Annotated in this window: 23 protein-coding genes; 13 read left to right on the forward strand and 10 right to left on the reverse strand. The window is 63.7% G+C overall.

The window, feature by feature from the left end; translation table 11 throughout:
- Nucleotides 1-6 precede the first annotated feature (6 nt).
- The 5 genes from Q3Y64_RS18710 to Q3Y64_RS18730 form a co-directional block, all read right to left on the reverse strand.
- On the reverse strand, nt 7-918 hold the full coding sequence (locus Q3Y64_RS18710; RefSeq protein ID WP_101944226.1) for an amino acid ABC transporter substrate-binding protein: 912 nt from the start codon (nt 916-918) through the stop codon (nt 7-9).
- 131 nt (nt 919-1,049) lie between these two features.
- Nucleotides 1,050-1,892: a DUF4349 domain-containing protein gene (locus Q3Y64_RS18715; protein WP_303564303.1), complete on the reverse strand. Its 843-nt coding sequence runs from the start codon at nt 1,890-1,892 to the stop codon at nt 1,050-1,052.
- 57 nt (nt 1,893-1,949) lie between these two features.
- Entirely contained in the window at nt 1,950-2,594 is a 645-nt protein-coding gene (locus Q3Y64_RS18720) for an HAD hydrolase-like protein (protein WP_303564305.1), read from the reverse strand.
- Entirely contained in the window at nt 2,591-3,679 is a 1,089-nt protein-coding gene (locus Q3Y64_RS18725; protein ID WP_303564307.1) for a S9 family peptidase, read from the reverse strand. Before Q3Y64_RS18725 ends, Q3Y64_RS18720 begins: the two co-directional genes overlap by 4 nt.
- Nucleotides 3,680-3,700: 21 nt before the next feature.
- Nucleotides 3,701-4,810 carry an AIR synthase-related protein gene (locus Q3Y64_RS18730; RefSeq protein ID WP_303564311.1) on the reverse strand — a complete coding sequence of 370 codons (1,110 nt, stop codon included), beginning with the start codon at nt 4,808-4,810 and terminating at the stop codon, nt 3,701-3,703.
- A gap of 139 nt (nt 4,811-4,949) precedes the next feature.
- Here Q3Y64_RS18730 and hda point away from each other — a divergent pair, with 139 nt between their 5' ends.
- The 9 genes from hda (at nt 4,950) to panB (ending at nt 12,493) form a co-directional block, all read left to right on the forward strand.
- Nucleotides 4,950-5,663, forward strand: coding sequence for a DnaA regulatory inactivator Hda (gene hda, locus Q3Y64_RS18735; RefSeq protein WP_303564314.1), 714 nt, complete (start codon nt 4,950-4,952; stop codon nt 5,661-5,663).
- A gap of 15 nt (nt 5,664-5,678) precedes the next feature.
- A complete protein-coding gene (locus Q3Y64_RS18740; protein ID WP_303564317.1) occupies nt 5,679-6,389 on the forward strand; it encodes an HAD family phosphatase in 711 nt (236 codons plus the stop codon).
- Between the two features lie 68 nt (nt 6,390-6,457).
- Nucleotides 6,458-6,841 carry a DUF6394 family protein gene (locus Q3Y64_RS18745; RefSeq protein WP_101944231.1) on the forward strand — a complete coding sequence of 128 codons (384 nt, stop codon included), beginning with the start codon at nt 6,458-6,460 and terminating at the stop codon, nt 6,839-6,841.
- Nucleotides 6,842-6,848: 7 nt separating this feature from the next.
- Nucleotides 6,849-8,546, forward strand: coding sequence for an NAD-binding protein (locus tag Q3Y64_RS18750; protein ID WP_101944232.1), 1,698 nt, complete (start codon nt 6,849-6,851; stop codon nt 8,544-8,546).
- Between the two features lie 148 nt (nt 8,547-8,694).
- Complete coding sequence (gene pcnB, locus Q3Y64_RS18755) at nt 8,695-10,050, forward strand: polynucleotide adenylyltransferase PcnB (RefSeq protein WP_101944233.1); 1,356 nt, start codon at nt 8,695-8,697, stop codon at nt 10,048-10,050.
- A gap of 3 nt (nt 10,051-10,053) precedes the next feature.
- The gene (gene folK, locus Q3Y64_RS18760; RefSeq protein WP_170023307.1) at nt 10,054-10,545 is read left to right on the forward strand and encodes a 2-amino-4-hydroxy-6-hydroxymethyldihydropteridine diphosphokinase; all 492 of its coding nucleotides are present in this window, start codon (nt 10,054-10,056) and stop codon (nt 10,543-10,545) included.
- A gap of 10 nt (nt 10,546-10,555) precedes the next feature.
- Nucleotides 10,556-10,897, forward strand: coding sequence for a DMT family protein (locus Q3Y64_RS18765; protein WP_101944235.1), 342 nt, complete (start codon nt 10,556-10,558; stop codon nt 10,895-10,897).
- 9 nt (nt 10,898-10,906) lie between these two features.
- Entirely contained in the window at nt 10,907-11,542 is a 636-nt protein-coding gene (locus Q3Y64_RS18770) for a deoxynucleoside kinase (RefSeq protein WP_101944236.1), read from the forward strand.
- Nucleotides 11,543-11,677: 135 nt separating this feature from the next.
- Nucleotides 11,678-12,493, forward strand: a complete 816-nt coding sequence (gene panB / locus Q3Y64_RS18775) for a 3-methyl-2-oxobutanoate hydroxymethyltransferase (protein ID WP_303564328.1) — start codon at nt 11,678-11,680, stop codon at nt 12,491-12,493.
- 140 nt (nt 12,494-12,633) lie between these two features.
- Here the strand turns inward: panB and Q3Y64_RS18780 are convergent, their stop codons facing one another.
- Both Q3Y64_RS18780 and Q3Y64_RS18785 read right to left on the reverse strand, forming a co-directional pair.
- Nucleotides 12,634-13,857 (reverse strand): J domain-containing protein, encoded by a 1,224-nt coding sequence (locus Q3Y64_RS18780; RefSeq protein WP_101944238.1) that lies wholly within the window; start codon nt 13,855-13,857, stop codon nt 12,634-12,636.
- A complete protein-coding gene (locus Q3Y64_RS18785; protein ID WP_303564330.1) occupies nt 13,857-15,107 on the reverse strand; it encodes an ankyrin repeat domain-containing protein in 1,251 nt (416 codons plus the stop codon). The genes Q3Y64_RS18780 and Q3Y64_RS18785 overlap by 1 nt, the downstream gene beginning before the upstream one ends.
- A gap of 179 nt (nt 15,108-15,286) precedes the next feature.
- On the opposite strand from Q3Y64_RS18785, the gene pgi reads away from it, so the two are divergent.
- Together pgi and Q3Y64_RS18795 are read left to right on the forward strand one after the other, a co-directional pair.
- Entirely contained in the window at nt 15,287-16,921 is a 1,635-nt protein-coding gene (gene pgi / locus Q3Y64_RS18790) for a glucose-6-phosphate isomerase (RefSeq protein WP_303564333.1), read from the forward strand.
- A gap of 96 nt (nt 16,922-17,017) precedes the next feature.
- Nucleotides 17,018-17,173 carry a hypothetical protein gene (locus Q3Y64_RS18795; protein WP_303564335.1) on the forward strand — a complete coding sequence of 52 codons (156 nt, stop codon included), beginning with the start codon at nt 17,018-17,020 and terminating at the stop codon, nt 17,171-17,173.
- 332 nt (nt 17,174-17,505) lie between these two features.
- Here the strand turns inward: Q3Y64_RS18795 and secA are convergent, their stop codons facing one another.
- Nucleotides 17,506-20,235 (reverse strand): preprotein translocase subunit SecA, encoded by a 2,730-nt coding sequence (secA, locus tag Q3Y64_RS18800; RefSeq protein WP_101944241.1) that lies wholly within the window; start codon nt 20,233-20,235, stop codon nt 17,506-17,508.
- A 180-nt stretch (nt 20,236-20,415) separates the two neighbouring features.
- Between secA and Q3Y64_RS18805 the strand changes: the two genes are divergently transcribed.
- The gene (locus Q3Y64_RS18805; RefSeq protein WP_158239275.1) at nt 20,416-20,859 is read left to right on the forward strand and encodes a DciA family protein; all 444 of its coding nucleotides are present in this window, start codon (nt 20,416-20,418) and stop codon (nt 20,857-20,859) included.
- Nucleotides 20,860-20,915: 56 nt separating this feature from the next.
- Here the strand turns inward: Q3Y64_RS18805 and Q3Y64_RS18810 are convergent, their stop codons facing one another.
- Nucleotides 20,916-21,104 carry a hypothetical protein gene (locus Q3Y64_RS18810; RefSeq protein WP_101944243.1) on the reverse strand — a complete coding sequence of 63 codons (189 nt, stop codon included), beginning with the start codon at nt 21,102-21,104 and terminating at the stop codon, nt 20,916-20,918.
- Nucleotides 21,105-21,111: 7 nt separating this feature from the next.
- Nucleotides 21,112-22,035, reverse strand: coding sequence for a UDP-3-O-acyl-N-acetylglucosamine deacetylase (lpxC, locus tag Q3Y64_RS18815; RefSeq protein ID WP_303564344.1), 924 nt, complete (start codon nt 22,033-22,035; stop codon nt 21,112-21,114).
- Between the two features lie 123 nt (nt 22,036-22,158).
- On the opposite strand from lpxC, the gene amrB reads away from it, so the two are divergent.
- Nucleotides 22,159-22,974, forward strand: coding sequence for an AmmeMemoRadiSam system protein B (gene amrB / locus Q3Y64_RS18820; protein ID WP_303564346.1), 816 nt, complete (start codon nt 22,159-22,161; stop codon nt 22,972-22,974).
- The last annotated feature ends 2 nt before the right edge of the window (nt 22,975-22,976 follow it).

Consider the following 22,976-nt stretch of genomic DNA (forward strand, 5'->3'; position numbering starts at 1 on the left):
CGCTTCTCAGAGCATATAACCCAGGCCCAGTGCGGTCGCCCGGCTGTTGCAAGGCCTTCTGAAGCAATCCGCCAACATCAGCGAGACCGGCGTGTTCAGCTTGGACGTCTTGAACCAGCGCTCGTAAATCGAACTGATTTCACCCGAGGCATAGAGGTTCGCGAGGGTCTTGTCGACCACAGCCTTGAAAGCCGGATCTTCTTTCCGGACCATCAGAGTCATCGGCTCGATGGAGAGGGACTTCGTACTGATCGCGTACTGAGCCGGCTGAGCGCTGCTCTGGCGCATGCCTTCTAGCAGGATGTCCAGCTGGGCGACGGCCGCCACGGAGCCGGCTTCCAGAGCCTTCATTGCATCCTGATTCTTGCTGAAAACCACCAGCTTCATGGACTTGAGTGTGTCATCGCGCAACTGGTTGAAGAGCTTCTCAGCCGTGGTGCCCTTGACGATGCCAACCGCCTGATTGTTAAGCTGGGTGTAATCGCTCAAGCCTGCGGACTGCTTGCTCATGAAGCGCGTACCCGCGATGAAGTGGGCATAGGAAAACTCCACATCCTTGGCGCGCGTCTGGGTGTTCACGGTCGTGCCGCACTCGATGTCTGCTACGCCATCGCGCACCTTGGCCAGGCGGTCAGCCGCCGTCACCACGACATATTGCACACGCAGCTCGGAGAGCTTCAGTTCCTTTCTGATCTGCTCGGCAACTTTCTGGCACAGATCGATCGAGTAGCCCGACGCCACGCCCTGGCTATAGCCCGCGAAAGGCAGGTTGTCTTCGCGGACGCCGATGTTGAGCACCTTGCTCTTGCTGATCTTCTCCAGCGTCTGGGCTTGTGCCCCACTCTGCAGACCACAGGCCACGGCCAACACCACCGCCCAAGAGAATGTTTTCTGCCACTTCAGGCCGTACTGTGCCATCACCTGCTCCGTAAGTTTTAACGTCGAACGATCTGAATCCTCTCACAGATCTTTTCCGCCAAAACAACAACAAATGTAGCATCGGATGGATGGACAGACGGCCCTGCGCGGCACCTCAGCGCCAAGCCGGGCTAGGATTTCGGGCCCGACTTGCGCGCCCGCCACAAGCGCCGCCCGCCCCACAACACGGCAGCGCCGACTGCGAACCAGGGCAACCCCCCCACCAGAAAATACATCAGCATCGCAAGACTCTCGGCAAAAGTGCTGCCCAGCCGGCGCCAGGCCTCGCGCAGCGGCTCCCAGCTACCGGGCTGGCTCAGCGAGGCCGGTGCGCGGAACTGGATATCGAAGCTGACTTTCTCGGTGACCGCCAGGGTGGCGCGCATCTGGCCTTCCAGCGAATCGATCTCGCCCTGCACCCGGGCCAGCTCGCGCTCGACTTCGAGCAGATCACGCACCTTGTCGACCCGCCCGGCCAGCAACCCGCGCAAGCGATCCCGCAAGGCTTTCTGGTTGGCCAGGCGTGCCTGCAGATCCACCACCTCATTGGTGCGATCGTTCTGACTCATCTCATGCTGCGCCAACTTGCCCAAGCCACGCAGGGTCGCCAGCAATTCCCCCGCCCGCCCCGGCACAATGCGCAGTGCAAGATTTGCGCTGGCCATGTCACCGCTCTGGTTCGCGACTCCCGCCGCCACCACCTCACAGGCCGGCAACTGGCAGGCCTCCAGCTGTGTGCGCCAGACGGCTTCGAGCCGATCCTCCGCCACTTCGATCACCACGTTGTGGCGCAACTCGATATGGCGCGGTACGCTGGCGGGCTGGCCGGCATCGGTCTGAGGCGCCTCCAGCTTGCGTGCCATCTCGACGGCCGGCGCAGCCGCCAGCATCGGCGCAGCCGCCATCTCTTCCTTCCGGCCGCAGGCAGCCAGCACCAGCAGCACACAGATCCCGCTCACCAACTTGCGCATCATGGTTTCTCTCCGAAAAAACGCTCGTAGCACTTCAACGGGCGAATACCCGTCTGCGGGCTAGCCTGCCAGTGCGGGATAAATTTCAGCGGGCTGACTGAATAGATAACGCGGCGCCCCGGCAGCCAGCTCGGCATGCGAGCCAAAGCCCCACAGCACGCCCCCAGCGGCCAGGCCGTTGCGGTGAGCGGCGTCGATATCCACCTCGCGGTCGCCCACCATCAGGCTGGCCCGGCTCACGATGCCGTCGGCCACGAGTGCGGCGATCTGCTCCCACTTGTGGATGTCCACGTCGCCACCACTGACGAAGTAGAAGTGCTGGCGCAGACCGAAGAGATCGAGGATGCGCTCGGCGAAATCGGCCCGCTTCGAGGTGCATAAGCCCATCGGAATGCCCGCCGCGTCGATGGCCGCCAGCGCCTCCGGAATGCCAGGATAGAGCGTGTTCTCGGCGTAACCCACATCACCGTAGCGCTCGCGGTATTTGTCGATCAGCTCACGCACATGCGCGTCGGAATCCGTGCCGGTCAGCTCGCGGAAGCTGTATTTCAAGGGCGGCCCCACGCAGAAGCGCAGATCGTCGAGCGCCCGCTCGGGATAGCCGAAATGCGCCAGCGCGTAATTGATCGAACGGCCGATACCCTGCAGCGGATCGCTAAGGGTGCCGTCGAGGTCGAAGAGGATGAAGTCGTGTTTCTTGCTCATGGTTTCGCTTTATTGATCCGCTGCTCCAGCCAGTCCGCCATGATTTTCAGGGCTGCCTGTGAAAAAGTCTCATCAATGCTTCCGTACTCGGCAAGCGCGCCCGTCTGCGCGGTCTGGAACAAATGGTTCAGACCCGGCAGGGCCTTGAGCGTGACATCCCGATTGCCACCTGCCTTGAGGGCTCGCTCGATGGCAGGCAGATTGTCGATGGCGCTCACCTGAGTATCCTTTTCGCCATTCAGGGCGAGTACAGGGCATTGCACGCGCTGCAGGAACGGAGCTGGATCCAGCGCCAGGAAATAGCGCTGCCAGGGCCATGCCAGACTCGACACTAGCCGTCGCGCAACATCCGCTCGGGTCTGCGGAGAAATCTGCAACATGGCCGCTACGAGCAAATCAATCAGCGCCTCTGGGCTGGCATCCGGATGTTTGAGCACAACCGAGTTGAGCGCAGCCTGGATACGGGCATTCCCTTTGGCCACATCAGGGCTGATGTCGGAGGCCAGATTCAGGTCCTCAACCTGACGCTGCAGAAGGAGGTCGCCCGTCACGCCCGGGCCGGCCAGCATGATGATGAACGCCACCCGGTTCGCAGGCTCTGCCGCCAGCATCGGCGCAATCACGCCACCTTCACTGTGCCCGATCAGGCCGACACGCGCGGCGTCAATCTCGGGGCGCGCGCGCAGCACCTCAAGTGCGGTGCGGGCATCTCCGGCGAAGCTGGCTGTCGTGGCGTTCTGCCAGGACCCACGCGACAAGCCCACTCCCCGATCATCGACGCGCAGGCTGGCTATGCCGCGGCGCGCCAGATAGTCCGCAATCACCAGAAAGGGTTTGTGGCCAGAGATCGTCTCATCACGATCCTGCGCACCGGACCCCGTAATCAGCAGCACAGCCGGATGCGGCCCTTTTCCGGGCGGCAACATCAGGCTACCGGCCAGATGCACGCCCGCCTCGTAAGGGCTGTCGAATTCCAGTTCGACTTCGCTGTACGGAAACGGGGCCTGTGGCGTCTGTGAACGCAAAGGAGCGGCCGTAGCCGCTCCCAGCATCATGCTCAGACACAGGCCCAACAGACTTTTCATCCATGAGCCTCGTGTCATGACTCAGGCCCGCAGATGCAACTCATCCGCCGCGTAGGTCAGATCCAGCGGCTCGATCACGACCTGCTTCGGGCCGGCTTCAACGCGGCCGGCGACCCAGGCCTTGATGCCCAACCCATTAGCGATACGCGCCACTTCCTCAGCCTGCTCGGCGGCGACATAGAAGGCGAAGCCAGCGCCCATGTTGAGGCTGCCATAGGCTTCGCGATCATCAATGCCGGCGTGCTGCTGCATGAAGGCGAGCACCGGTGGCACGTCCGGCAGGGTGTGGATGCGGTAGGTGAAGTTGCCCGGGTGACGCATGATCTTGCGCCAGCCGTGGCCGGTGATGTTGGCCGAGTAATGCGGCACGATGCCGGCCGCGAAGAGGGCTTCGGTGACCGGTACATAGAGCGTGGTCGGGTCCAGCAGGGCTTCGCCGTAGAGGCGACCGTCCGACAGCTTGGAGGCATAGCCTTCGGGCAGGCGCTCGACCAGCTTGCGCGCAAGGCTTACGCCATTGGCGTGAATGCCGGAAGACGCCAGCAACACGATGGCGTCGCCATCCTGCATCTTGTCGCCCAGCGTCAGGCGCTCGCGCGAAGGGATGATGCCGACCGAGGAGGCCGCCAGATCGATCCGGCCAGCTTCCACCACGCCCGCCAGGGCCGGGGTTTCACCGCCGCCCCAGCTCACCTTGCACACGTCGCAGGCCTTCTGCCAGCCAGTCACCAGATCGACCATGCGGGCTTCGTCGGCAAACCATTCGCTGCCGCCGGCCGACCAGTAGGCGTGCACCGACAGCGGCGTGGCGCCGACGGTGATCAGGTCATTCACCGCCATGGCGATGGTGTCTTGCGCGATGGCGTCGTAGTGCGTCTTGCCGGTTATCGGGCGCACCGCGTCGGCCACCAGCGCCTTGGTGCCAAGGCACTCGGTGATCGAGGCGATCAGGGTGCCGCCGATATCCATCACATAGGCCGACTCGCCGCGCGACGCGGGAATCTCGGTCACGCCGTGGCCAGCCAGATTCACGGCCGTGGCGCTGGCGGATTTCTGGGCAAGGATCTTGAGCGGGTCGATCTTGGTGTAATCGACGCCAGCAGCGGCGTAGTCGAGAGGGGTCTGGGCCATGATGGGGAACTCGGTCAAGCGGGAAAGGCCGGCATTTTACCTGCTCGGGCGGCTTGGCGCCCGTCGGATCTGCAGGCGGATGTGCTGTGAGGGCGCGCCGACAGGTAAAATCGCGCCCTCACTCATCGCCGCCATCTCCATGCCCGCCCTCCCCAGCCCCTATCCGACGCATCAGCTCACGCTCGACGTGCGCCCGCGCGTGCCGGTCACGCTGGATAATTTCGTGGCGGGGAACAACGAGGCCCTGCTGCTGGCCCTGCGCCGCCAGCTCGGCGCGCGCGATGGCAGCTGGCTTTACCTGTGGGGTACCGCCGGCTCCGGACGCAGCCACCTGCTGCGCGCCGCAGCAGCCGAAAGCTGCGCTGCCGGCCGGCCCGGCGCCTACCTGAGTGCGGCGCAAGGCGCCACGCTGCAGATGGAAGACGACCTGCTGGTGGCGCTCGACGACATCGACCAGCTCGATGCCGAAGGCCAGGCCGCCCTCTTCCGCGCCCTGATCCAGGCCCGCGAAGCACAAGGCTCGCTGATCCTCGCCGGCAAGCTGCCCCCCCAGCATCTGGCGCTGCGTGAAGATGTACGCACCCGCATTGGCCAAGCCCTGATCTTCGAGATCCAGCCACTGGATGACGATGGCAAGGGGGTGCTACTGATCCAGAACGCCCTGGCGCGCGGCATCACGCTCGACGCCGATATCGTCGAATACCTGCTGCGTCACGGCCGACGCGACGCTCGCTGGCTGATGGGCGTGCTCGATGCGCTCGACGAGGCCTCCCTGACCCAGTCCCGCCCAGTCACCCTGCCGCTCTTGCGCGAAGTGCTGCGCGAGGACTGCGAACCTGAACTCCCCTTCTGATAAAGCTGAAACACCATGAACCTCGCTCTCTTTGATCTCGACAATACGCTGCTCGATGGCGACTCCGACCACGCCTGGGGCCAGTTCCTGTGCGACAAGGGCGTTGTCGACCCGGTGGAATTCAAGGCTCGCAACGACGCTTTCTACGAGCAGTACAAAGCCGGCACCCTGAACATCGACGAATTCCTCGATTTCGTGCTGGCCCCGCTGGCCCGCCATTCGCGCGAAGAGCTGATGAAGCTGCATGACGAGTTCATGAACGACGTAGCCTTCGGCATGATCAACGAGATGGGCAAGCAACTGGTGAACTGGCACCTGGCGCAAGGAGACCTGTGCGCTGTCGTGACCGCCACCAATGCCTTCGTCACCGAACGCATCGTGCGCTACTACTTCCATGTGCCGCACCTGATCGCCACCGTACCGGCCCTCGAAAACGGCCGCTTCACTGGCAAAGCGCGCGGCACGCCGGCCTTCCGCGAAGGCAAGATTACCCGCGTGAATGCCTGGCTGGAGTCGATGGCGCTGGATCTCACCTGCTTTGAGAAGAGCTGGTTCTACAGCGATTCGGCCAATGACATTCCGCTGCTCGAGCAGGTCAGCGATCCTGTGGCTGTTGATCCCTGCATCGCCCTGCGCCTGCGCGCCGAAACCCTCGGATGGCCGATCATCAGCCTGCGCGAAAAGAATCAGGACGGCGCCGGCAGCGGCATCATCCTGCAAGCCTGATCGGGCAATCCCTTGTCTGCCCGCACGATGCACTGGCAGGATGCGGGCAGCACATTGGAGACTCCGCCATGAACCTCGAAAAAGTCATCTTCGGCTTCTTCATCATCCTCGCCTGCACGCTGAACTTCGGCTTCTTCATCGGCGACATCGATCGCCCCGAACTGCACCACGCCTCCGAGCTCTTCGCCGCCATCGTGGTGAACCTGATCGCCACGGTGCTCAAATTCGGTGACCGCACCCACATCGGCGCCACCCACCTCGCCACCAGCCTCGTCGCCGTGCTGCAACTGGTCGCCGCCAGCCTGGTCTGGGCCTGGCACCTGTATATCGCCCAGCACCCGATCGACGGCCAGACCATTTCGGTAGTGGTGTCGCTGTCCGGCGGTGCGCTGCTGGCCAACCTCATCTCGGTGATCCTGCTGATCGGCGAGACCCTGCGCCAGAGCCGCTGAGCTCGGCATGGGTGACGTTCTCTTCATCGCGCTGCGCCGCCTGCGCACGCCGCTGATCACCCTCATCCTCGCCTATGCCATCTCGGTGGCCGGGCTGGTCGCCATGCCCGGGCTGGACGGCAGTGGCCAGCCCATGAAGCTGGGCTTCTTCCACGCTTTTTACGTGGTGAGCTATACCGCCACCACCATCGGTTTCGGCGAACTGCCCTGGGTCTTCACCGACGCCCAGCGCGCCTGGATCACCTTCACGATCTATCTCTCGGTCACCTGCTGGGCCTATGCGCTGGGCAGCATCTTCGCGCTGGTGCAGGAACCGGTCTTCCGCACGGCCGTGGCGCGCAGCCGCTTCACGGCGCGGGTCCGGCGCCTTGACGAACCCTTCTACATCCTCTGCGGCTACGGCCAGAGCGGCACCGCCCTGGCGCACGCCTTCGATGCACTGGGCACCCGCAGCGTGATCATCGAAACCCGCCCCGAGCGCGCCGCCCGGCCAGACGTGGAAATCTACCAGGAGCCGCCCTGCTGTCTTGCGGCGGACGCGCGCTGGCCCGACGTGCTGCAGGATGCTGGCGCGACCCATCCGCGCTGCAAGGCCCTGATCGTGCTGGTGAGCGACGACGAAGCCGCTCAGGCCATCGCCATCGGTGCGGCGGCCCTGAACCCCGGCCTGCCGATCATCACCCGAGTGCATAGCGCACTGGCACGCGCCAACCTCGACAGCTTCCCAAACATCACGGCCATCGACCCCTTCGACACCTTCGCCACCAATCTGGAAATGGCACTGGCCGCACCTGCCGTGCTTTGGGTGGAGGACTGGCTCTCCAGCGTGCCCGGCAGCGCCTGCCCACAGCCACCGATCATCCCGCAAGGTCACTGGCTGGTGCTGGGTTTCGGCCGCTTCGGCCACGCCGTGGCACGGGCCCTGGAGCGCACCGGTTCGACCTGGACCGCCATCGACTCCAACCTGCACCTGACTGATGAACCCCATCTGCAACACAGCGACAATTCGGTAGAGAGCCTCGGCGCAGCCGGCATCGACCGGGCGGTCGGCATCATCGCCGGCACCGACCGCGACGCCATGAACCTGGCCCTCGTCACGCGGGCCCGCAAGCTCAATCCGAAGCTGCACGTGATCATCCGCCAGAACCATGTCGCCGAGCGCAGCCTGATCGAAGCCGCTCGCGCCCAGCAATGCTTCGTGAAATCCGAAATCATGGTGCGCGAATGCCTGCAGCTGCTGGTTGCCCCGCTGCTCAACCGCTTCCTGCTGCAGGTGCGCAAGCACGGCGCGGAGCTCGCCGAACAGATCGCGGTACGCTTGCTCACCGGGCTCGAAGAGCGCGTGCCACACATCTGGGTTTTCAACGCCTACGCCTCCTACCCGGGCCTGCGCGCAGCGCTCAGCGGCCAGGCAGGAGCCCCCTTGCGCCTGAAGGAACTGCAGATCCACCCGCTCGACCCGAGCTTGCGACTGTGCGCCGTGCCCCTGCTGCTGCTACGTGGCGAGGAAGAGTTCATGCTGCCGGCACTGGACATGGAGCTGCAGTCCGGCGACCGGATCCTGTTTGCCGGCCGCGAGGGCGAAGAACGTCTGCAGCACCGCTTCCACCTCGACCCCAGCCCGCTCGAATTCGTCCGCAGCGGCGTGGAGCCCGCTCGTAGCTGGATCTTCCGTCAGCTTCAAAAACGCCCCCGCGTGCGCTGATCATCCGCCAGCGCGGCACGCATGCGACAGTACCCGACGCTGTTTGTTCGTGCGCCCCGGCACTAAATTCCGAAGCAGGCATGCCAGGCGATATACTTCCGGGCTTCAAGAACCTCTTCAGGGCCCTCGGCCCCCAGCCCACATCGGCATGATCCGCAAACTGCTGCGTCGCGTCTTCAAGAAAGCCCCCGCCTCCCTTCCCGTGGCCGAGGCGGCTGCCATACCGCTGGAACTTCACGGCATCCGCCGCGAAATGGTCTCGCCCGCCTCGCGCAAGGTCTGCCATGTGCTGCAGGAAGCCGGCTTCAAGGCCTACGTGGTCGGCGGTGCGGTGCGCGACCTGATCGCCCGCATCGACCCGAAGGATTTCGACGTGGCCACCAATGCCACGCCGGAAGAGGTGCGCCACCTGTTTCGCCGCTCGCGCATCATCGGCCGGCGCTTCCGCATCGTGCACGTGATGAGCGGGCCGGAGACCATCGAAGTCTCCACCTTCCGTGCGCTACACGACGAAGACACCGTCACCGACGAGCACGGCCGCGTGTTGCACGACAACACCTGGGGCACGATCGAAGCCGACGCCACCCGCCGCGACTTCACGGTGAATGCGCTCTACTACGATCCGACCACCGAAACCGTGCTGGACTTCCACCACGGTGTGGCCGACCTCAAGCAGAAAACCATGCGCGTGATCGGTGACCCGGCCACCCGCTACCGCGAAGATCCGGTGCGCATGCTGCGCGCCGTGCGTCTGGCCGCCAAACTCGATCTGGCCCTCGATCCGGACGCCCGCAAGCCAATCCGCGAAATGAGCGAGCTGCTGGCCAATGTGCCCGCAGCACGCCTCTTCGACGAAATGCTCAAGCTGCTCTCCTCCGGCTACGCCGTGGTGAGCCTCAAGCGCCTGCGCGACGAGGGCCTGCACCACGGCCTGCTGCCCCTGCTCGACGTCATACTGGAGCAGCCGCAGGGCGAGAAATTCGTCTGGCTGGCCCTCGAAAATACCGATGAGCGCGTGCGCGCCGGCAAACCGATCTCCCCCGGTTTCCTGTTCGCCACCCTGCTGTGGAACGAAGTGCTGAGCAACTGGAGCGCCCGCAAGGAGCGGGGCGAATATCCGCAGCCGGCGCTGTTCGAAGCCATGGACGAAGTGCTCGCCTCACAGGCCGAGAAGCTCGCCATCACGCGCCGTATCGCAGGTGATATCACCGAAATCTGGGCACTCCAGCCACGCTTCGAGAAGCGTGCCGGCAAAGCTCCTTTCCGCCTCATTGAACAGCCACGCTTTCGCGCAGCGTATGACTTCCTGCGCCTGCGCGCAGAATCCGGCGAGATCGAGATGGCGCTGCCGGACTGGTGGGATGATTTCGCCAATGCCAACACCGATGATCGCGAAACCATGCTGGTAGCAGACAAGAAAGGCGACGGCGCAGCCCGCAAGCGTCGCCCCCGCCGCCGCAAGCCACGCAGTGAAACCGGCGGCGCCGAGCCGGCAGGCGAATAAGCGATGGCTGTACTCGCCTGGATCGGACTGGGTGCCAATCTCGGCGACCCGGTCAACACCCTCAGGGAAGCCTTCACCGCATTGGGCCAGCTGCCCGGTTGCCGCGTACTGACGTCCTCCAGCCTCTACCGCACCGCCCCACAGGGACCGGGCACCGAAGGCCAACCGGACTATGTCAATGCCGTAGCCGCACTGGATACCACCCTCGCCGCCCCCGAACTGCTCGAAGCCCTGCTCGAACTCGAAAAGAACTTCGGCCGCCAGCGCAGCACCCGCAACGCTGCCCGCACCCTGGATCTCGACCTGCTGCTCTACGGCTGCGAGATTCTCGATGCGCCCGGCCTGCACCTGCCCCACCCGCGCATGCACGAACGTGCCTTCGTGCTCATCCCGCTCGCCGAACTGGCGCCGGAAACCCGCATTCCCGGCCGCGGCCCGGTGCTCGAACTGCTCAACGCGCTGCCAGACCAGCGCATCGCACGTATCGCCGACTGAAGGAAAGCCGATGCCGATCTGGATGCAAACCGCCGGCCTGCTCGTCGCCTCCAACGTGTTCATGACCTTTGCCTGGTATGGCCACCTCAAGCATCTCGGCAATCGCCCCTGGTTCATCGCCGCGCTGATCGCCTGGAGCATCGCCCTCTTCGAGTACCTGTTGCAGGTACCAGCCAACCGCATCGGTGCCCAGGCCTACTCGCTGGGTCAGCTCAAGATCATGCAGGAAGTGATCACGCTCGCCGTGTTCGTGCCCTTCGCCGTGTATTACATGGACGAACCCCTCAAGCTCGATTACCTGTGGGCCGCGCTATGCATGCTGGGTGCGGTGTACTTCATCTTCCGCACCTGAAAGCCAGGAATGCTCGAAAAAGCCCGCTACATTGTCGTCGAAGGTCCGATCGGGGCCGGTAAGACCAGCCTCGCCCGGCGCCTCTCGGAGCGCCTGTCGGCCAGTCTGGTGCTCGAACAACCGGAGATGAACCCTTTCCTCGCCCGCTTCTACGCAGAGCGCGAGCGCTGGGCCCTGGCCACCCAGATCGAATTCCTGTTCCAGCGCGCCGGCCTGCTCGCCGAAGCCACTCGCCTCTTGCAGGGTGGCCAGCGCGTCATCAGTGATTTCGTGCTCGAGAAAGATCCGCTCTTCGCCAGTCTCAACCTCACCGAGGACGAAGCGCGCCTGTACGAAAAGGTCTTCACCCAGCTGCGCCCGGCGCCGCTCAGGCCGGATCTGGTGATCTACCTCCAGGCCCAGCCTGAGACCCTGATCGAACGAGTCAGGAAACGCGGGCTGGATGCCGAGCGCCGCATCACCGAGCAATACCTCGGCACCGTGTCGGAGCGCTATGCGCGCTTCTTCCACGATTACAACACCGCCCCGCTGTTCGTGATCAACGCCGAAGTCCTGAACCCGGTCGACGAAGATGACGACTTCGAACTGATCCTGCAGCGCCTGCAAGCCATGCGTGGCTACCGCGAATACTTCAGCTACGCCTGACCCCGTCTCGCTGCGCAGCGTTCATGCATCTATAAAAAGGCTGGATGCCCGTCAGCAGGAGATTGACGGACAATGCGCTCCCGTTCGCCGGCGACGCATTCGCCCGGCCCGTCGCCACACCGTACAGGAGTCGACATGAGTTACCTCGAAAACGCCAAGCCCGTCACCCTCACCAGCCTGGCCGCGATGCGCCAGAACGGCGAGAAGATCGCCATGCTGACCGCCTACGATGCGAGCTTCGCCGCCCTGTGCGAGCGCAACGGCGTGGATGTGCTGCTGATCGGAGATTCACTCGGCAACGTGATCCAGGGCCAGAAAACTACCCTGCCGGTGACGATGGAACAGATGGTCTATCACACCGAGTGCGTGACACGCGCCGCCCAGCGTGCCTGGGTGATCGCCGACCTGCCCTTTGCCAGCTACCAGGAAAGCCCGCAGCAGGCCCTGCGCAACTCGGCGCGCCTGATGGCCGCCGGCGCCCAGATGGTGAAGCTCGAAGGCGGTGCCGTGATGGCCGAGACGGTGCGTTTTCTGGTCGAGCGCGGCGTACCGGTATGTGCCCACATCGGCCTCACGCCGCAATCGGTGCATCAGCTCGGCGGCTACCGCGTGCAGGGCAGAACTGAAGCGGGCGCGGCACAGATGAAAACCGATGTGCTGGCACTCGAAGCGGCGGGTGCAGCCATGGTCGTACTGGAAATGGTACCCGCCACCCTGGCCGCCGAACTGACCACTCAACTCAGCAGCATGGCCACCATCGGCATCGGTGCCGGCAAGGACTGTGATGGCCAGGTGCTGGTGCTGCACGACATGCTGGGCGTGTATCCCGGCAAGAAGGCGCGCTTCGTGAAGAACTTCATGGACGGCTCGGCGAGCATCGATGCGGCCGTAGCCGCCTATGCCGCCGCGGTGAAGGACGGCAGCTTCCCGGCACCGGAACACACCTACTGAGTTGCAAGCAGCAAGGGCGCGCCTTCGGCGCAACAAGCTTCAAGTAAAACCCGGCCGGATGCGCGGCCAAAACTCTTGGTTTGCGGGCTACAATCGCAACTTACTTGTGACTTGAAGGCGCTTAGCGGTGCGCTGGCAAGCTACTCGCACTGACTGCGGATGAACTCCGCCATCTTGCGCAGCCGCGCCGCATCAAAGGTGCCGTCGGCCTCATCACGAGTCACGAAGAGATTGATGCCGGCATCAAAGCCATTGGCGGCGAACCAGCCTTGGCGCTCCTGCCAGGCGGTACGCAAAGCTTCGCTCTCAAGCACGCCCAGATGCTCCCATAGCAGGCTCTGCCCCTTGGCATCCCGGATCGTGAAGGCCGGCTCACGCTCACCCGGGCGGGCGCTGCCGGCCAGGGGCTGACGGTAGGCGTACTCCAGCCCTAGTTCGTCGAGCAGCGCGGCGATCGCCAGCTCGGCCGGGCTGCACTGTGGCTGGCGCGTCTCGGCCTCATCCTCTGCCGGTTCGTCCGGTGCATCGCCCGGGGCGCCTTCCGGGCTGGGCTCGCACGCCGCAGCCACTTCAGCGGCCACCGGCATCAGGGCCTGCTGACGCAGCCGGGCGAGCTCGTTCTCGGCGCGGGCAATATCGCGCTCGATACCGATCTCGATGATGCGCAGCTTGTCCTCTCCGCGTGCCTCTGCCTCCTCCACCGCCTTGTAGAGCCGGTAGAGGCCGGACTCGCGCAGGGTCGCGGTGGTCTGGCCGATATTGCTGATCTGCTCCCGCACCCGTGACATCAGGCGAATGGTGCGAATCAGGCGCGTAGCCGCATCGTCCTCGCCCGGCTGGGCGCGCATCTGGTATTCGTCGATCAGGGCCTGGATGGTGTGCACATGGCCATCGCGATAGGCCACATTGATGCGCGACATGATCTCGTCACGCAGGCTGCGGTCGTCGTCATCGCCGGCGCGGTCCGGGTGTACGATCTTGGCCGCCATCCGGTAGTACTTGCGCAGATCATCACTGGGCATGAACTCCTCAGCACCCGGATCGATATCGATGGCGCGGGCAGCTTCAGCGCTGGCCTGAGCCTGAGTACTGGCAGCGCGGGCGGCAGCCTGGCGCAGCGCATCGCGTGGTGCGAGGCGCACGCGCAACTGGGCAATCTCTGCGCGCACGCGATCGAGCCGCGCATACAGATCGCCTACCCGGCGCCAGTAGCGCAACTTGAAGGCAGCCAGGCCATTCTGCAGGGTGGCGTATTCGGTCTGCACCTCGGCGTAGCGCTCTTCGAGCACTTCGAGCTGCTGCAGCTTGGCTTCGAGCTCAAGCTCCTCGGGTGCAGGGCGATCACTGCTGAGCCACTTGAACATCAGGTCTGACTCCTGCCGGCCCACTCACGATAGGCGCGGGCGAGATGCGGACGGTTTTCGGGGCCCAGGGTTTCTGCGAGCCAGTCGCTGAGCACCAGCAGGCTGCGATTAGAAAACGGGGATTCGACCAGCAGGTTTTCGAGAAAATCGCGCTGTTCGGCATAGTCATCCGGACTGCAGCGCACCAGTTGTTCGTCGAGCGGACCATAAACCGCGTCAGGCTGCCCCTGCAAGGCCCGCTGCAGCACACCGGGCAGCAGCGGATTGCCGCTGCGTAGCGCCATTTCCAGCGCGCTTTCGCCGCTGGCTGGCTCGATCAATGCTGGGTTGGCGCCGTAGCACAGGAGCATCGCGGCCGCTTCCAGATGACCATTCACTACCGCGTAATGCAAAGCGCTGAGCCCGGTCGTGCCACCTTCAAACGCACAGACCTCCTGAGCATCCGGCTCAGCGCCAGCGGCCAGCAGCACCTCCAGCACCCCCACCGCACCACGTGCGGCCGCGTAGTGGAGCGGCGTGCGCAAGTCGGCGCCCGCTGCGTCACGCGTGGCGCCGGCCTTCAGCAGCAGAAAGGCGGTGGCGGCGCAGTTGCTCAGGGCGGCAGCATGCAGGGGCGAGCCGCCACCGAATGCACCGAGCTGATCATCAAAGGAATGCCAGCCAGACATCGCATCCACATCCGCTCCGGCAGCAATCAAGGCTTCGACCAGCGCCGTCATGCCTTGCCCGGCCGCCAGATGCAGTGCGCTTTCGCGCCGCCCCGGCAAGCTCGCATTGGGGTCAGCCCCGGCCGTCAACAAGCTCAGCGCAGCGTCCTCACAACCCGCCTCGCAAGCCACCAGCAAGGGCGTAGCGCCCGGAAAAAACACGCCTTCGCGCAGATGGCCGCTGGGAGAATCAAGCGGCGCGCCCTGCTCGACCAGCAAACCGAGTGCCGCCAGCGAAGCACGCCGGGCTGCAAAGTGCAGCAGTTGATGGCCCTCGTCGTCGTCCGAACGGTATTCCAGCAACTCCGGCTCGTCGCGCAGCAGGCGCGCCAGAGGGGCCAGCTCGTTGCGTTCGATGAGGGCACAAGCCTCGGCGTACTGCACAGCCAGATCACCTGCCACGCGATCGCGCCACAGGATGGCCAGCCCGCGATTGACGAAGCCAGCGGCATCCTGCACCAGCACGGCCAGCTGGCGCTCGGGTGTAGCCAGCGCGGCGTGGGGCGTGACAAGCGTGCTGAGGCTGCTGGCTTCCGGGTTCATGCAGGGCCGCGAAAAGGGTGGATGACCCTGCATGATACTGGCCCCAGCCTATGCCTGCGCGGGCTCATACTCCTAGAGGCAGCGCGGCCCGCCGTATTCCGCACTCGCCCGCAGCGCCCCGGCCGGCTTATCATCACAGAACTGAACTGAATGCCATTGACCGACCGGAATCCACGCCGATGAACCCGACCCAGACCCTTGCCTGGCAACAACTCGCAATGCACGCCCGTGCGCTCGAAGCCACCCACCTGCGCGAGCTCTTCGCGGCCGATCCCGACCGCGCCGGCCACTTCAGCAGCAAGGCCTGCGGCATCCTGCTCGATTACTCGAAAAACCGGATCACGGCCGACACCCTGCGCGAACTGCTGGCTCTCGCCGAAGAATGTGCGCTGGATAGCGAGATCCGCGCCATGTTCGAGGGAGGCGAGATCAACAACACCGAACACCGCGCCGTGCTGCACACCGCGCTGCGCGCCCAGGGCGACGTTCAGGTCCGTGTGCAGGGCGAAGACGTGATCCCGGCGATCCGCGAAGTCCGCGCCCGCTGTGCAGCCTTCAGCGAACGCGTACGCAGCGGCGAATGGCGTGGCTACAGCGGCGAGACCATTACCGACATCGTGAACATCGGTATCGGTGGTTCCGACCTCGGCCCGCTGATGGTCTGTGAAGCACTGAAACCCTATGCCGACGGCCCCCGCCTGCATTTTGTCTCCAACGTAGATAGCCTGCACCTCACCCAGACGCTGGCTGGCCTGAACCCGGCGCGTACCCTGTTCATCATTGCGTCCAAAACCTTCACCACGGTCGAGACCCTGACCAATGCCCGCAGCGCCCGTGCCTGGCTGGTCAAGGCCGCCGGCTCGGAGTCGGCTGTCGCCAAGCACTTCGTGGCGGTATCGACCAACGCAACCAAGGTTGCTGAGTTCGGCATCGACACCACCAACATGTTCGGCTTCTGGGACTGGGTCGGCGGCCGCTACTCGCTGTGGAGTGCCATCGGCCTGCCTATCACCCTCGCCATCGGTGCGGCCGGCTTCGATGCCCTGCTCGAAGGTGCTGCCGACATGGATCAGCACTTCCGCACAGCCCCGTTCAAGGACAACCTGCCGGTGCTGCTGGGCCTTCTGGGCGTGTGGTATGTGAACTTCCTGGACTGCCGCTCACAGGTCGTCGCCCCCTACAACCAGACCCTGCACCGCCTGCCGGCCTTCCTGCAGCAACTGGACATGGAATCCAACGGCAAACAGGTGCGCGCAGACGGCAGCCCGGTCGACTACGCCACGGGCCCGGTGATCTGGGGTGAGCCCGGCACCAACGGCCAGCACGCCTTCTTCCAGCTGATCCATCAGGGCACGGCGGTGATCCCGGTTGATTTCATCCTCGCCCTCTCGCAACCGGGTCAGCTCGCTAACCACCGCGTGAGCCAGATCGCCAACTGCCTTGCCCAGTCAGCCGCCCTGATGCAAGGCAAGACAGCGGACGAAGTACGCGCCGAGATGGAGGCCAAGGGCGTCGCCACGGCAGAAATCGAAGCCTTGCTGCCGCACCGCGTCTTCCCCGGCAACCGACCGAGCAACACCTTGCTGCTGGACGATCTCTCGCCACGCACGCTGGGCGCACTGCTGGCGCTCTACGAACACAAGGTCTTCGTGCAAGGCAAGATCTGGGGCCTGAACTCCTTCGACCAGTGGGGTGTGGAGCTCGGCAAACAGCTTGCCAGCGGGATTGAGCAGCGCCTCAGTGCAGCGAGTGGCCCTCGCTATGACACATCGACTGAAGCGCTACTGGCTTACATCGGCAAATCCATATCCTGACCCCTTCAGCAAACATTCATCAGAAAGCCGGTCCTTAAAATCGGCTTTCTTGCTTTCAGCCTCCCGCTTTGACGCGCCATCAGACAGCTTGGGCGCATGGCTATCTCAAGCATCACGCTCGCCGAGCAGGTGCATGGCGCTGGAAACAGCAGCCAGATTTCACGCAACCTCACCGTGGTGGAAGACTTCTGCAGCCGCCTGGCCGTGCCGCCCCATGGCGAACGCGAGGCATATCATTACGGCAGCCTCTGAGCCGCGCTGGAGAAAACGGGCCAGCCCATCGGCGTAAACGATCTGCATAAGGCAGCCCACGCTCGCGCGCAGGGACTGACGCTGATCAGCATTAATCTGCGCGAATTCGACCCCGTGCCGGGCCTGTTATCCGAGAACTGGGTGTCAGTACCAAGATTTCGACAGACACAAAAAAGCCAGACTCGAAGTCTGGCTTTTTTGCATTCATCACCGCCCGAACCAGGCGTTAGCGGAAAGCGTAGCGAGCGGGCCGCGATTGAGGCGAGACACGCAGCCGTATGCTTTCTATACGGCGAGCATCACAGCCTCAAGCCCGGTTCGCGCAGCACGCTTTAAGCCAATGCCCCGTGGCACTGCTTGTACTTCTTGCCTGAACCGCATGGGCAAGGATCATTGCGCCCCACGCGCAAGCCGTTGTTTTCAACCGGCAGCTGCTTCTTCTCGGTGACGGCCGCCTCCGCCAGCGCTTCGTCGTAGTCAGCGTGGTGGTATTGCACGTTTTCCACACCCGGATGCTGTTCGGCGACCTCTTCGATCTGCTCCTCTGAACGCACCTGCACGGTCATCAGCAAACGCACCACTTCGGTCCGCACGGTGTCCAGCAAGGATTCGAAGAGTTCGAAAGCTTCGCGCTTGTATTCCTGTTTCGGGTTCTTCTGCGCATAGCTGCGCAGATGGATGCCCTGACGCAGATGATCCAGCGCAGAAAGGTGTTCGCGCCAGTGCTGATCAAGGGTATTGAGCATCACGCTGCGCTCGAAACCAGCCCAAGCGTCGTGCTGCACATCCTTGACCTTGTCGGCATAGGCCTGATCGGTCGCTTCAACCACCTTGACGAGCAGGTCTTCGTCAGAGAGACGGGTGTTGTCCTTGGCCCACTGGCCCACCGGTACCTCTACACCATACTCGGCCTTGAGCGCCTTCTCGAAACCGGCCAGATCCCACTGTTCTTCGACCGACTCGGCCGGCACATAGGTGCGGAACAGTTCGGCGATCACACCCTGGCGCATGGCAGTGATGGTCTCGCCAATATCGCTGGCTTCAAGCAGTTCGTTGCGCTGGTGGTAGATGACCTTGCGCTGATCGTTGGCTACGTCATCGTACTCAAGCAGTTGCTTGCGGATATCGAAGTTGCGCTGCTCGACCTTGCGCTGGGCGGACTCCAGCGAACGGTTGACCATGCCCGCTTCGATCGGCTCGCCTTCAGGCATCTTCAGGCGCTGCATGATGGCGGAGAGACGCTCGCCGCCGAAGATCTTCATCAGCGGGTCTTCCAGCGACAGGTAGAAGCGGCTGGCGCCGGCATCCCCCTGACGACCGGAGCGGCCGCGCAGCTGGTTGTCGATCCGGCGCGATTCATGGCGCTCGGTACCGATGATCTTGAGGCCACCAGCGGCCAGCACCTGCTCGTGCAGGCCCTGCCACTCATTGCGCAGGGTGGCGATCTTGTCGGCTTTCTGCTCATCAGAAAACTCGGCGTTTTCCTTGACCAGCGAGATCTGCTTCTCGACGTTGCCGCCCAGCACGATGTCCGTACCACGGCCGGCCATGTTGGTGGCAATGGTGATCACGCCGGGACGCCCGGCATCCGCCACGATCTCGGCTTCACGGGCGTGCTGCTTGGCATTGAGCACGTTGTGCGGCAGCTTCTCGACCTTGAGCAGTTCGGACAGGAGTTCGGAAGACTCGATCGATGTAGTACCGACCAGCACCGGCTGACCGCGCTCGTGGCAGTCCTTGATGTCCGCAATGATGGCGGCGTGCTTTTCCTTCTCGGTGCGATAGACCAGATCGTTCATGTCCAGGCGGATCATGGGGCGATTAGTCGGGATCACCACCGTTTCCAGCCCATAGATGGAGTGGAATTCGTAGGCCTCGGTATCGGCCGTACCCGTCATGCCGGCAAGCTTGCCGTACATGCGGAAGAAGTTCTGGAAGGTGATCGAGGCCAGGGTCTGGTTCTCGGAGTTGATCTTCACGCTTTCCTTGGCTTCCACGGCCTGATGCAAACCGTCGGACCAGCGGCGACCCACCATCAGGCGGCCGGTGAATTCATCAACAATGATCACTTCGCCGTTCTGCACCACGTACTGCTGATCCTTGTGGAACAGCGAGTGCGCGCGCAGGGCGGCGTACAGGTGATGGATCAGCAGAATGTTGCCCGGCTCGTAGAGGCTGCGGCCTTCGGGCAGCAGGCCCAGACGCACCAGAATCTCTTCAGCATGGTCATAGCCTTGCTCGGTCAGCAGCACTTGCTGCTGCTTGAGGTCGACGGTGTAGTCGCCCGGCACGGTAACGTTGTCGTCCTCACCTTCCTGCTTGGTCAGCAGGGGCGCCACAGCATTCATGCGCACATAGAGGTCGGTGTGATCTTCGGCCTGGCCGGAGATGATCAGCGGCGTACGGGCTTCGTCGATCAGGATCGAATCCACCTCATCGACGATGGCAAAGTTCAGGCCGCGCTGGGCGCGCTGACCGAGCTCGTAGACCATGTTGTCGCGAAGGTAGTCGAAACCGAACTCGTTGTTGGTCCCGTAGGTGATGTCCGCAGCGTAGGCGGCAAGCTTCTCGGCTTGCGGTTGCTGCGAATAGATCACGCCGGTGGACAGGCCCAGGAAGCTGTAGATGCGCCCCATCCAGTCCGCATCGCGGCTGGCAAGGTAATCGTTCACCGTCACCACATGCACGCCCTTGCCGGAGAGCGCATTCAGGTACACCGGAAGCGTGGCAGTCAGGGTCTTGCCTTCACCGGTGCGCATTTCGGCGATCTTGCCGTCGTGCAGCACCATGCCACCGACCATCTGCATGTCGAAGTGGCGCATGCCGTGGACCCGCAAGCCGGCTTCGCGGACTACCGCAAAGGCCTCCGGCAGCAGTGCATCAAGGCTTTCGCCCTTGGCGATGCGCGCCTTGAATTCCTCGGTCTTGCCGCGCAGCGCTTCATCGCTGAGCGCCTGGATCTGCGGCTCAAGGGCGTTGATGGCACGCACCTTGTGCATGTATTGACGGACCAGCCGGTCATTGCGGCTGCCGAAGACTTTCTTGAGAAGGCCAGCGATCATTTTGGATGGACGAGTAAGGCGCGGCAAAGACGCGGATTCTAGCATGCGGCCCCGGCATGGCCCGCCGGGCGTTTCGGAGGCCGATCAGCTCTTCCTTGCTTGCTTGCTACAACGCAAACACGGCATGCTTGAGCCCTGCTGACTCACTCCCCCTTGTGCGCCCACATGGGGCCGATTTCGATGGCTACAAGCCCGCTCAACCGTTTCATCGGACGCTCGGACGTCCTCGCCCGCCTGCAGGATCACGCCGCCCTCCTGCAGCGCCTGCAGCGCAAGCTCGACGCTGCCTTGCCGGCCGTGTCGCGCGGGGCTGCGCAGGTCGCCAATTTCCAGGATGGCGAGCTGATCCTGCACGTGGCCTCGCCCGTGATGGCCACCCGCCTCAAGCTGGGGCTGGAAACCCTCAAGCATTCACTGCAGGTGGCCGGCGAACCAATTCAGAGCATCAAGGTGAAAGTACGAGCCAGCCCCTTCACAGGCAACGGGCGTGAAGAAGAAGTCATCGTGCGGCCGATTGGCGCCGACGGGCGGGCTGCGCTACTGGGGCTGGCTGAAGGCCTCAAGCCGGACGATCCGCTGGCACGGGCCCTGAAGCGGATGATCGAACGCAGCGCAAAGGGCTGATGCCTGAGCGCTTGAGCAGAAGCCAGCGGCCCGCGCGTTTCCAGTAGGAGCGGCCCTCAGACCAGCGGTGCGATCAGGCGCTCGAACACCAACAAGACTAGGGTGACCAGCCCCACAACGAGTCCGTAGCGGAACAGATTCCAGGCCCAGCGGAAGAAGTATGGCTGCCGCGTGAGCAGGCCCAGCGCGGCACACACGCCGATGGCCAGAGCCAGTGCGAGGGCAACCAGGCGCAAGATCAGCATGACCGCCTCAGGCAAAGGTCAGCTGGGTTTCGAGCTGGCCGCGCAGGGTTTCGGGCAGCTTTGCGTCATCCTCGAAAGTGACGATTTCCCAGGCTTCCTTATCCTCCAGCAGCACGCGCAGGATCTGGTTGTTGAGCGCATGGCCAGACTTGTTGGCCACGTAATGCGCGAGCAGCGGATGACCGCACAAGTAGAGATCGCCAATGGCGTCGAGCACCTTGTGCTTCACGAACTCATCCGCATAGCGCAGGCCATCCGGATTGAGGATCTTGTATTCGTCCAGCACGATGGCGTTATCGAGGCTGCCGCCCTGGGCCAGGCCCATACCGATCAGCACCTCCAGATCCTGCACGAAACCGAAGGTGCGGGCCCGCGCTACGTCGCGCGAATAGCTCTGATTGGCAAAATCCACGGTCACTTCGGTGGCCGTGCCATCGATGGCCGGATGATTGAAGTGGATCGCGAAAGAGAGCTTGAAACCATCATGCGGCAGCAGGCGCACGGATTTGTCGCCTTCCACATACTCCACCGCCTTCTTCACGCGCAGGAAACGCTTGGGAGCATCCTGCAGCTCGAAGCCCACCGACTGCAACAGGAACACGAAAGGCGCGGCGCTGCCATCGAGAATCGGGATCTCGGGCGCGTCGACGTCCACATAGCAGTTATCCACGCCCAGCCCAGCCAGCGCCGACATCAGATGCTCCACCGTACCGATCTTGGCACCGTCCTTCTGCAGACCGGAGCACATGCGCGTATCGACGACCGCATAGGGATCGCAGAACAGATCCACCGGTGGCGTCAGATCTACGCGACGAAACACGATACCGGTATCGGGGGCTGCGGGTCGCAACGTCATTTCCACGCGCTTGCCGCCATGCAGGCCCACGCCGGTTGCCTTGACCACTGCTTTCAGGGTTCTCTGTCTGATCACGCCGCTATCCTGTTGTTCATATTGAATAATTCATACGATTGTAACGGACAGCCGGGCAATTCAGCCCGGCCAGGTGGGGTTCCCGCTACCTATAATCAGGATAGCCTCTCACTTTTCCCCGCCATGGCCACCCAGCCCGTTCGCCCCGCCGCCGTTGCCGGTCTGTTCTACCCGGCCGACCCGCACACGCTCAGCGCGCAGTTGCACAGCCTGCTCGCACAAACCGAGCGGCCGTCCGCCCTGCAGCCGCCCAAGGCGCTGATCGTGCCGCATGCCGGCTACATGTACTCCGGCCCGATTGCCGCCAGCGCCTACTGCATGCTGGAAGCCTTGCGCGACATCATTCGCCGCGTAGTACTGGTGGGCCCCAGCCACCGCATGGCCTTTGCCGGTGCCGCCCTGCCCGGCTGTGCTGCCTTCGCCACCCCGCTCGGCAATGTGGAAATCGATAGCGACGCCGTGTTCACGCTTGCTCAACGCCCTGGCGTGGTTTTCGATGACAGTGCCCACGCTCAGGAGCACGCGCTCGAAGTCCAGCTGCCCTTCCTGCAAACCGTGCTGGAGCACTTTCGCATCCTGCCGCTCACCCTCGGCATGATCGAAGCCCAGCAGGTCGCCGAACTGCTCGAAGCGGTGTGGGGCGGGCCGGAAACCCTTATCGTGGTGAGCTCCGATCTCTCTCACTACCACCCCTATGCCCAGGCCCAGGCCGACGACATGGACGCCATTGGCCTGATTCTCGAAGGCGAAGGCCCGCTCAATCATGAGCAGGCTTGCGGTGCGACCGCCATCAATGCCTTGTGCATCACCGCCCGGCGCCACGGCCTGCTGCCGCGCCTGCTCGATCTGCGCAATTCGGGCGACACGGCAGGCGACCGCTCACGCGTGGTCGGCTACGCGGCCCTGAGTTTTTCGCCCGGCCAGCGCCGCACTCACTGAGT

The sequence above is a fragment of the Uliginosibacterium sp. 31-12 genome (assembly GCF_030548425.1).
Lineage (GTDB): Bacteria > Pseudomonadota > Gammaproteobacteria > Burkholderiales > Rhodocyclaceae > Uliginosibacterium > Uliginosibacterium aquaticum.

Excerpts from the sequence above, each read along its gene's own strand:
- Q3Y64_RS18795 (WP_303564335.1), top strand. The coding sequence starts at position 17,018 with ATGGCTATCTCAAGCATCACGCTCGCCGAGCAGGTGCATGGCGCTGGA.
- folK (WP_170023307.1), top strand. The coding sequence starts at position 10,054 with ATGGCTGTACTCGCCTGGATCGGACTGGGTGCCAATCTCGGCGACCCG.
- Q3Y64_RS18805 (WP_158239275.1), top strand. The coding sequence starts at position 20,416 with ATGGCTACAAGCCCGCTCAACCGTTTCATCGGACGCTCGGACGTCCTC.
- Q3Y64_RS18765 (WP_101944235.1), top strand. The coding sequence starts at position 10,556 with ATGCCGATCTGGATGCAAACCGCCGGCCTGCTCGTCGCCTCCAACGTG.
- Q3Y64_RS18740 (WP_303564317.1), top strand. The coding sequence starts at position 5,679 with ATGAACCTCGCTCTCTTTGATCTCGACAATACGCTGCTCGATGGCGAC.
- Q3Y64_RS18770 (WP_101944236.1), top strand. The coding sequence starts at position 10,907 with ATGCTCGAAAAAGCCCGCTACATTGTCGTCGAAGGTCCGATCGGGGCC.
- Q3Y64_RS18780 (WP_101944238.1), bottom strand. The coding sequence starts at position 13,857 with ATGTTCAAGTGGCTCAGCAGTGATCGCCCTGCACCCGAGGAGCTTGAG.
- Q3Y64_RS18720 (WP_303564305.1), bottom strand. The coding sequence starts at position 2,594 with ATGAGCAAGAAACACGACTTCATCCTCTTCGACCTCGACGGCACCCTT.
- pcnB (WP_101944233.1), top strand. The coding sequence starts at position 8,695 with ATGATCCGCAAACTGCTGCGTCGCGTCTTCAAGAAAGCCCCCGCCTCC.
- Q3Y64_RS18750 (WP_101944232.1), top strand. The coding sequence starts at position 6,849 with ATGGGTGACGTTCTCTTCATCGCGCTGCGCCGCCTGCGCACGCCGCTG.
- Q3Y64_RS18715 (WP_303564303.1), bottom strand. The coding sequence starts at position 1,892 with ATGATGCGCAAGTTGGTGAGCGGGATCTGTGTGCTGCTGGTGCTGGCT.
- pgi (WP_303564333.1), top strand. The coding sequence starts at position 15,287 with ATGAACCCGACCCAGACCCTTGCCTGGCAACAACTCGCAATGCACGCC.
- Q3Y64_RS18745 (WP_101944231.1), top strand. The coding sequence starts at position 6,458 with ATGAACCTCGAAAAAGTCATCTTCGGCTTCTTCATCATCCTCGCCTGC.
- Q3Y64_RS18730 (WP_303564311.1), bottom strand. The coding sequence starts at position 4,810 with ATGGCCCAGACCCCTCTCGACTACGCCGCTGCTGGCGTCGATTACACC.
- Q3Y64_RS18725 (WP_303564307.1), bottom strand. The coding sequence starts at position 3,679 with ATGAAAAGTCTGTTGGGCCTGTGTCTGAGCATGATGCTGGGAGCGGCT.
- Q3Y64_RS18710 (WP_101944226.1), bottom strand. The coding sequence starts at position 918 with ATGGCACAGTACGGCCTGAAGTGGCAGAAAACATTCTCTTGGGCGGTG.
- Q3Y64_RS18785 (WP_303564330.1), bottom strand. The coding sequence starts at position 15,107 with ATGAACCCGGAAGCCAGCAGCCTCAGCACGCTTGTCACGCCCCACGCC.
- secA (WP_101944241.1), bottom strand. The coding sequence starts at position 20,235 with ATGATCGCTGGCCTTCTCAAGAAAGTCTTCGGCAGCCGCAATGACCGG.
- hda (WP_303564314.1), top strand. The coding sequence starts at position 4,950 with ATGCCCGCCCTCCCCAGCCCCTATCCGACGCATCAGCTCACGCTCGAC.
- Q3Y64_RS18810 (WP_101944243.1), bottom strand. The coding sequence starts at position 21,104 with ATGCTGATCTTGCGCCTGGTTGCCCTCGCACTGGCTCTGGCCATCGGC.
- panB (WP_303564328.1), top strand. The coding sequence starts at position 11,678 with ATGAGTTACCTCGAAAACGCCAAGCCCGTCACCCTCACCAGCCTGGCC.
- amrB (WP_303564346.1), top strand. The coding sequence starts at position 22,159 with ATGGCCACCCAGCCCGTTCGCCCCGCCGCCGTTGCCGGTCTGTTCTAC.